Below are 1,270 nucleotides of genomic sequence, written 5' to 3'. Positions count from 1 at the left end.
TGTACTCACTCTTGGTATCAACAACACGTTTAATTATTGCAATATATATATCATTAAATTCCTCTGATTTAATTACACTTTCTTCAAGTACAATTCCTAAATCATTCAAGCAAACTAAAAGACTTTCCACAAAATCATTAACTCTTTTTTGCACTATTCTGCCTCTAATATCAAAAATCACTTCATTAAATAGTCCTCCCACAGTAGGTAATGCAGAAAAACTTGCTTTAGCTAGACCAATCAAAACTTCTTTTAATTTATTGTTCATTTTCGTAATCTCGACTTTCAATTGGTTCTATAAATATTCCACAGGATTTCAGTTAACGATTTTGTAGCTGCGAGGCTTAAGGGAGCACCAGCGACTGAGTCCGACGGACTTAGCCTCACAGGGTTGTAAACTAAATCTACTTTGATGCCTACCTCTTCTAGCAAACCAAGGGTGTAAGCCCACAGTGTAGATACATTGTTAACTGATGCCATATGCCATCTCTGAATTAGCTCTCACCAAATACTCTTTAGTAGCACTTCTTAATTGAGTATCTTTGTTAAAACCAATAATCGAGTAAAAATCAATTAGTGAATGTCCTTTTGTTTCTACGAGATCAAATAAAATTCTTGTTCTTATAATTTTTTGTAAGTTAACCCTAGAAGAAAGTCTATCGGTATTTCCTTTAGTATCATTAAATATATTCAAAACATCATTAATTGAGCGGTTGTTTAGCTTTTGTCCATTAAGGATGATTAAATTGTCGTCGTCCTTCAGCACACCTAATTGTCTTCGATAGTCTAAATATCTCTTTATTAATTCAATAACAGTACTATTTATTGGCATCCATTCTTTCACAATATTATCGTGTAAGACACGTATATTTTTAATTTTCGAGTTCAAAAGATCCACGTCAGAAATATGCAAATTTGATATATGTGACTGCTCAAAAAGCATATAATATGAAAGAGCAATAATTAATGGGGCAACTAATTGGTCTTCAATCCCGCGTTTCTTACCAAATTCATATTGGAAAGAAAGAAGATAATCAATGTCTTCTTTAATAAGAAAATCATTTGCGTCTTCCTTTATGTTTTGGAAATTTTTTAATTCATTCTTGATGTTTAGGTATTCAGTAGCACTTAATTTTTCAATGACTTTAAAAAACTCTACAAGGTTTGATATTGCATATCTTGCAGTTGCTGTTTTTCTTCTATCGTGGAAATGCTTAAGTGCAAATTTATTGAAGTAGTCCTTGTATTCGTCAAAAACAGTTAATGGAGA

Annotated in this window: 1 protein-coding gene and 1 pseudogene; both read right to left on the bottom strand. The window is 31.9% G+C overall.

Annotated elements, in window-relative coordinates; genetic code table 11:
• A pseudogene (locus BBG47_RS28025) lies at positions 1 to 268 on the bottom strand (hypothetical protein); the annotation flags it as partial.
• Positions 269 to 466: 198 nt separating this feature from the next.
• Positions 467 to 1,270, bottom strand: an 804-nt coding sequence (locus BBG47_RS30250) for a hypothetical protein (RefSeq protein WP_175400667.1), incomplete at its 5' end; no start/stop codon positions are given.

Origin of the sequence: Paenibacillus sp. KS1 (assembly GCF_001680695.1) — a bacterium.
Taxonomy (GTDB): Bacteria; Bacillota; Bacilli; order Paenibacillales; family Paenibacillaceae; genus Paenibacillus_B; species Paenibacillus_B suaedae.
This window is presented reverse-complemented; position numbering and strand designations above follow the sequence as displayed.